This window comes from Mesorhizobium sp. M1A.F.Ca.IN.020.06.1.1 (genome assembly GCF_004023265.1).
Classification (GTDB): domain Bacteria; phylum Pseudomonadota; class Alphaproteobacteria; order Rhizobiales; family Rhizobiaceae; genus Mesorhizobium.
The window spans coordinates 1-5,989 of the sequence record NZ_RZSR01000301.1 but is presented as its reverse complement, the minus strand read 5'-3'; the positions used below and the strand labels follow the sequence as shown (position 1 = coordinate 5,989).

The window sequence follows — 5,989 nt, the reverse complement described above, 5'->3', positions numbered from 1 at the left end:
GTGCACTTCCGGGGCAAGACGCCAATGTGGCGCCTCGGGAATCGATAACTGCGGAACCGGCGACGTCCGCCATTCTGGCGCCTGCCGCGCCGCAGCCGCCGAAGCCGGTGGCGCATTCGCGGGCGATCGATCCCGACGTGGTGGCGCCACCCGAAGTGCCTGCCGAGGAACTGGAACGGGTCGAGCCGCGCGCGCCGCTCAGCGATCTGGCGCTGGCCGGTCCGCCCAGGCCGCGGAAAACGAAACTGCCGGATGGCGAGGAGGGCACCAAGTTGCTCCAGCCCGTCGCCACCGCCGCCGGCCTGATCAAGGCCAAGGATTATTCCATCGCCGTGTCGGGCATCGACATCGTCAAAGAGGACGAGACCTGCAGCGACGAAGGCAAGTCATGGGACTGCGGGGTTCGCGCCAGGACGGCATTCCGCGCTTTCCTGCGTGGCCGGACCCTGGTCTGCTCAGTGCCGCCGCAAGACGGGCAGAAGGCCATCGCGGTCAAGTGCTGGGTCGGCAACAAGGATGTCGGTCTGTGGCTGGTGGAAAACGGCTGGGCCCGCGCGGCGCCAGGCGGCCCCTATGTCGAGGCGGGCGACAAGGCGCGCGCGGCGAGGAAAGGCATTTTCGGCGCCGCTCCGAATCTCGGCGGCCTGCCGGCATTGCCGGCCGCCACCGGCCCGGCGCCCGCCGCGCCGAGTTCCATCCTGCCGGCGGAAGATGGCGACGTTACGCAGCCAGCTGACCAGCCAGAGCCCGCTCAATGAGCGCGCGCGTCTCCGTAATGCCGTAGAGCGCCGCGAAAGAGCCGAAACGCGGCCCCCGTTCCTGTCCGATCAGCACCTGATAGATCATCTGGAAGAAGGCGACCGACACGCCGGGTCCGCCTTCCGGGCTCTGCTTGGAATGGTCCTGATAGCGCTCGATCCGCCGCGCGACGTTGAGCGCCGCGTTCTGGATCGCCTCGCCGTCCGCGCTCTGCGGCAGCTCGCCGAGCGCTTCCGAAAGCTTCGCCAGCGCCTCGCGCTCCACCTCGTCGGCGGCGCGATAGACCTTGGTCGGCTTCACGAAGTCGTCGAAATAGCGGATGGCATACCCGGTCAGCCGGTCGAGCTCGGGGTGCGTCTGCGGCGTCACCCCGGACGCATGGCGCGAGATGAAACCCCACAGCACCGCCTTGTCATGCGCGTTGGAGGCGCTGACCAGATTGAGCAGCAGCGCGAAGGGGACCGGCAGGTCGATGGCCGGCGGATTGCCGTCATGCATGTGCCAGACCGGGTTGCCGAGCCGCTCCTTCCACTCCTGGCGCGGATAGGCGGACAGGAAGGCGTAATATTCGTCGACCGCCTTCGGGATAACGTCGAAATAAAGCTTCTTGGCCTGCCGCGGCCGCTGGTACATGTAGAGGCCGAGGCTCTCGGTGGGCGCATAGGTCAGCCATTCGTCGATGGTGAGCCCATTGCCCTTCGACTTCGAGATCTTCTGGCCGTTCTCGTCGAGGAATAGTTCGTAGACGAAATGCTCCGGCGCGCGGCCGCCGAGGATGTTGCAGATGCGGTCGTAGATTGCCGCGTTGGTCTGGTGGTCCTTGCCGAACATTTCGAAATCGACGCCGAGCGCTGCCCAGCGCATGCCGAAATCCGGCTTCCACTGCAGCTTCACATGGCCGCCGGTGACCGGCAGCGTGGTCTCGCTGCCTTCGTCGTCGAAGGTGATGGTGCCGGCCTTGGCGTCGACATGCTTCATCGGCACGTAGAGCACGCGGCCGCTTTTCGGCGAGATCGGCAGGAATGGGCTGTAGGTCGCCTGGCGCTCTTCGCCGAGCGTCGGCAGCATCACCGCCATGATCTCGTCATAGCGCTCGGCGGCGCGCAGCAGTACTTCGTCGAAGCGCCCGGACTTGTAGTATTCGGTCGCGCTGGCGAACTCATAGTCGAAGCCGAACGTGTCGAGGAAGCGGCAGAGCATCGCGTTGTTGTGGTCGGCGAAGCTCGCATAGCCGCCGCCGAACGGATTGGGCACCGATGTGAGCGGCTTGTGCAGGTAGGGCTCGAGCGCCGCGCGATCGGGCACGTTGTCGGGAATCTTGCGCATGCCGTCCATATCGTCGGAGAAGCACAACAGCTTGGTCTTGACCGTGTCCTGCGTCAGCACGCGGAAGGCGTGCCTCACCATCGTGGTGCGCGCCACCTCGCCGAAGGTGCCGATATGCGGCAGGCCGGACGGGCCGTAACCGGTCTCGAACAGGACGGTATCGGGAAAGTCCCTGTTCTTGTAGCGGGCAATGATCTTCTTGGCTTCTTCGAACGGCCATGCCTTGCTTTCGGCGGCGGCCGCAAGCATCTCGGCATTGAGATCGATGATGTTTGATCCCGTCATGTCACTTTCCAGGTAATCTGCCGGCCAGATGTGTCGGCTTGGGCGCGTAAAGATTTTCACCCGGTCTCTAGGCGCGACGGGCCGGAGCGTCAACGATTTGCGGCGCTTTTCCTTGCGGCGCCTCACTGCCAATCCTACGTTGAAGCCTCACCATCAAGGAGTTTTGAATGCCTTTGACGCCGCACGAAGCCCTGATCTATCTCATGGTCATCACTTCGGCATCCGACCGCGACATGACCGATGTCGAACTGGCGCGGATCGGGGACGTCGTCCGTTCTTGGCCCGTGTTTGTCGATTTCAACAGCGACAGCCTGGTCGGCGTGGCTCAAGCGTGCCAGCAGGCTCTGCACGACAAGGACGGGCTGGAAGGCGTCCTCGCGCGCGTCGCCGATGCGCTGCCGGAGCGGTTGCGTGACACCGCCTATGCCGCCGCTTTCGAGGTCGCGGCAGTCGATCTCGAAATGCGCATGGAGGAGTTGAGGGTGCTGCAGCTCATCCGACGGAAGCTCGATCTCGACACGCTCACCGTGGCGGCGATCGCCCGTGCGGCGAAGGCCCGCCTGCGCACACTGACTTAGAAAAAGCTCACCGGAAAATAGCGCAGGTAGAACTCGGCGAAGGTTCCCTTGATCGAGATTTCCTGCAACGCGTAGTCGAAGGCGGCGGCCAGCGCCGGGTCGCCCGCCCTGGTGGCGATCGCCATGCCCGAGCCCAGATATTCGGGCGCCAGATAAGGGCCGCCGGCGAAGCGGCAGCAGCCGGCGGCTTCCGAGCCGCCGAGCCAGAAGGCGAAGCGCATGCCGTCGCCGAAGGCGGCGTCGATCCTGCCGGCCTTGAGGTCCGCGTAGAGGTCCTCGGCCTTGTCGAAGGGCACGACCTGCACCGTGCTGAAATAGTCGCGCAGCATCTTCTCATGCGCCGAGCCGGCGATGACGCCCACGCGCTTGCTGCGCAGCTTGTCGAGGATCGGCTCGGTAAACGCCTTGGCCTTCGGCATGATGAAGCGCGCCGGGAACTGCAGATAGGAACGCGAGAAGGCGTATTTCTCGCGGCTTTCCGGCGTCGCCGCGATGCCGGCGATGATCGCCTCGCCTTCGCCTTTCCGCAGCGCGTCGTCGAGATCGTTCCAGGGCAGCGCCTGGATCTGGCATTTCTCGACGATGCCGAGTTCGGCGCAGATCGCCCGCGCCAGGTCGATGTGGAAACCCGACAGCCGGCCGGAGCCGTCGAGGAAGTTGAAAGGCGGAAAATCGGTGGTGGTGAGGAATCTCAGCCTCGGCAACGCCGAAAGATCGGGCTTCGGCAGCCGCTCCTTGGCATCCCACAGCACCGGAACCTGCGGCTCCGCCGCGCGAGTCGCGTCGGCAAATGGCAACGCTCCGATCAGCGCCGACAGGAGGGCCAGAAATATCCATCGGAATGGCACGATAACGCTCCGCCCAATCATGTCCTTGGCTCTTCGTACGAAAACAGTGCAGGCACAATTGTTTTTGATTTCAAACGGGCGAATTCGGCGTATGGTTTAGTGCGTTTGCAAGTTTCAGCGCGCGCCCGCAACAGGGGCAGGTGTCGCGAAGAAACTTGTGGTCCGGGGTTGATGGCGAAGGGTGGTTCGGGCATCTACGATCGGTACGAAAAGCAGAAGCAACATGGGGTAGATGTTGCGATGAGCATGTTCGATAGAACTCTGGAATACATCGACCAATTACAGCACGCCAACACTGCTGCGGCAGTGTGCGAGCGGCTGCTCGGCGTCACCTCGAGTTTCGGGCTGACGGCGCTGATGGCCGGAACGGTCCCGCAACCCGGCACGCCGCGCGGCCAGCAGAAGGACCATGTGCTGCTCTGCGACTGGCCGGGCGAGTGGCTGGAGCGCTATGTGGCGCGCAACTATGTCGACCATGATCCGGTCGTCAGCCACATGAAGCAATTGCAGGCCCCGTTCCAGTGGCGGGAGGCTTCCCAGGCCATCGTCATCGACAAGAGCAGCGACGAGGTCATGGGCGACGCCCGCGAGTTCAAGCTGCGCGACGGCCTCGCCTTCCCGCTGGTCACGCTCGACGGCCAGATCGTCATGGTCTCGCTGGGTGGCGAGTCCGTTGAACTGTCGGACGTCGAATTCGGAATGGTCTCGCTGGTGTCCACCTACGCCATCGGCCGCGCCATGCAGCTTCACACGATGGCCGGCAAGGTCGTCGACCACATCGAACTCACACCGCGTGAGCGCGAATGCCTGCAATGGGCAGCTGTCGGAAAGTCCGAGTGGGAAATTTCGCAGATTCTCGGCATTTCGGAGCATACCTCCGAGAAACACCTTCTCAACGCGAAGAGCAAACTGGGCGCCGCTAACCGTGTGCAGGCAGTCGCCGAGGCGATCAGGCGTGGCTATATTAGCTAAATCGGCCGTGCTGGCCCAGAAACGGTCCCATGCGCATTCGCGTAATATTTTAAGCAAGGGCGAGCGGTGTCCTTGTCTTAAGAGAGGGCTAATACTTTCTTAACGCCAAAGCAAACTGGGCGTCGCCATCCGCGTGCAGGCGGTCGCGGAGGCAGTTAGGCGCGGCTATATTGGCCGGGTCGGTCGGTGCCGACCTAAAAATTCTTGCCTACGCGATCGCGTAATATTTTCCGGAGAGCCCGGCCGTATCTTCCTCTCAAGCCCAGGAGACGGCTAATGCTTTTTTCCCTCACAACTCAGGAATTGATGGAGCGCCCCGATCTGTGGGAAGCGGTTCACCGCCTGCGCTACAAGATCTTCGTCGAGGAGATGGGCTGGACCGATCTCGACCGCCCGGACGGCCTCGAGATCGACCAATTCGATCATGACGAGGCCGAGCATCACCTCGTCATCCGCAACGGCGAGCTAGCCGGCTATCAGCGCATGCTGCCGACGACGCGGCCGCATCTACTGACCGATGTGCTGACGGACCTCTATGAGGGGACGCCGCCCTCGGGGCCGCGAGTCTGGGAGCTGACCCGCTATGCGGTGGCGCCGGGCTTCCGTGATGGCAAGCGCGGCGTCTCGACGGTCGGCACCGAGCTGATCGCCGGTTTCGTCGAATGGGGCCTCAAGCGCAACGTCAACCAGGTCATCATCGAGTTCGAACCGATGTGGGTGCTGCGCGCGCTGCAGCTGCACTTCCTGGCGACGCCGCTCGGTTACCAGCGCACCTATGGCAACCAGCAGGTGGTGGCGACGCTGCTCACCTTTTCCGAGCATACGCTGGAGGTGGTGCGCCAGCGCCGCAACCACTTCCCGCCGGTGCTGATGAGAGGCTATCCCGGCCAGCTCGGCCTCAGACAGGCTTCGTGAGGAGGTTGTCATGAGCTTCCACCCCGAACCTGAGCTGCGCGGCCACACGCTGGTCGTCACCGTGTCCTCGCATGACGGCCGGCCGGTGCTGGACAGGCACGCCTATGCGTGCCTCGCCAGGACCTTCCACGAGGCCGCCGTCAATGACGAGGTTCGCGTGGTCGTGCTGCGCGGCCTTGCCGGCTGCTTCTGCCTCGGCGGCGACTTCTCGGAGTTCCTCGACGCCGCCAAGCACCAGCAGCTGATTGCCGCCGTCACCGATATGTTTCGCAGGCTTGCGACCTTTCCCAAGCCGGTCCTTGCCTG

Annotated in this window: 7 protein-coding genes; 5 read left to right on the top strand and 2 right to left on the bottom strand. The window is 63.9% G+C overall.

The genetic code is table 11. The annotated features are described in order from the left end of the window. Window positions 1–758 (top strand): thermonuclease family protein (locus EOA60_RS15200; protein ID WP_348632710.1); only part of this gene is annotated, 758 nt, incomplete at its 5' end. Here EOA60_RS15200 and EOA60_RS15195 read toward each other — a convergent pair. Further along, complete coding sequence (locus tag EOA60_RS15195) at window positions 721–2,370, bottom strand: lysine--tRNA ligase (protein WP_095826066.1); 1,650 nt, start codon at window positions 2,368–2,370, stop codon at window positions 721–723. The two genes, EOA60_RS15200 and EOA60_RS15195, sit on opposite strands and share 38 nt — an antisense overlap. Window positions 2,371–2,537: 167 nt before the next feature. Here EOA60_RS15195 and EOA60_RS15190 point away from each other — a divergent pair, with 167 nt between their 5' ends. Beyond that, the gene (locus EOA60_RS15190; protein WP_095826065.1) at window positions 2,538–2,948 is read left to right on the top strand and encodes a tellurite resistance TerB family protein; all 411 of its coding nucleotides are present in this window, start codon (window positions 2,538–2,540) and stop codon (window positions 2,946–2,948) included. On the opposite strand, the gene EOA60_RS15185 is transcribed toward EOA60_RS15190, so the two are convergent. Next, a complete protein-coding gene (locus tag EOA60_RS15185) occupies window positions 2,945–3,817 on the bottom strand; it encodes a transporter substrate-binding domain-containing protein (protein WP_095826064.1) in 873 nt (290 codons plus the stop codon). The genes EOA60_RS15190 and EOA60_RS15185 overlap by 4 nt on opposite strands. A 219-nt stretch (window positions 3,818–4,036) precedes the next feature. On the opposite strand from EOA60_RS15185, the gene EOA60_RS15180 reads away from it, so the two are divergent. The 3 genes from EOA60_RS15180 to EOA60_RS15170 form a co-directional block, all read left to right on the top strand. Further along, window positions 4,037–4,768: a LuxR family transcriptional regulator gene (locus EOA60_RS15180; protein WP_066996863.1), complete on the top strand. Its 732-nt coding sequence runs from the start codon at window positions 4,037–4,039 to the stop codon at window positions 4,766–4,768. Between the two features lie 276 nt (window positions 4,769–5,044). After that, window positions 5,045–5,683, top strand: coding sequence for an acyl-homoserine-lactone synthase (locus EOA60_RS15175; protein ID WP_066996739.1), 639 nt, complete (start codon window positions 5,045–5,047; stop codon window positions 5,681–5,683). 10 nt (window positions 5,684–5,693) lie between these two features. Further along, window positions 5,694–5,989, top strand: a 296-nt coding sequence (locus tag EOA60_RS15170) for an enoyl-CoA hydratase/isomerase family protein (protein WP_164899323.1), incomplete at its 3' end; no start/stop codon positions are given.

Bases quoted from the DNA above. Each gene is read 5' to 3' on its own strand.
- EOA60_RS15180 (WP_066996863.1), top strand. From the start codon at position 4,037: ATGAGCATGTTCGATAGAACTCTGGAATACATCGACCAATTACAGCAC.
- EOA60_RS15185 (WP_095826064.1), bottom strand. From the start codon at position 3,817: ATGATTGGGCGGAGCGTTATCGTGCCATTCCGATGGATATTTCTGGCC.
- EOA60_RS15190 (WP_095826065.1), top strand. From the start codon at position 2,538: ATGCCTTTGACGCCGCACGAAGCCCTGATCTATCTCATGGTCATCACT.
- EOA60_RS15195 (WP_095826066.1), bottom strand. From the start codon at position 2,370: ATGACGGGATCAAACATCATCGATCTCAATGCCGAGATGCTTGCGGCC.
- EOA60_RS15175 (WP_066996739.1), top strand. From the start codon at position 5,045: ATGCTTTTTTCCCTCACAACTCAGGAATTGATGGAGCGCCCCGATCTG.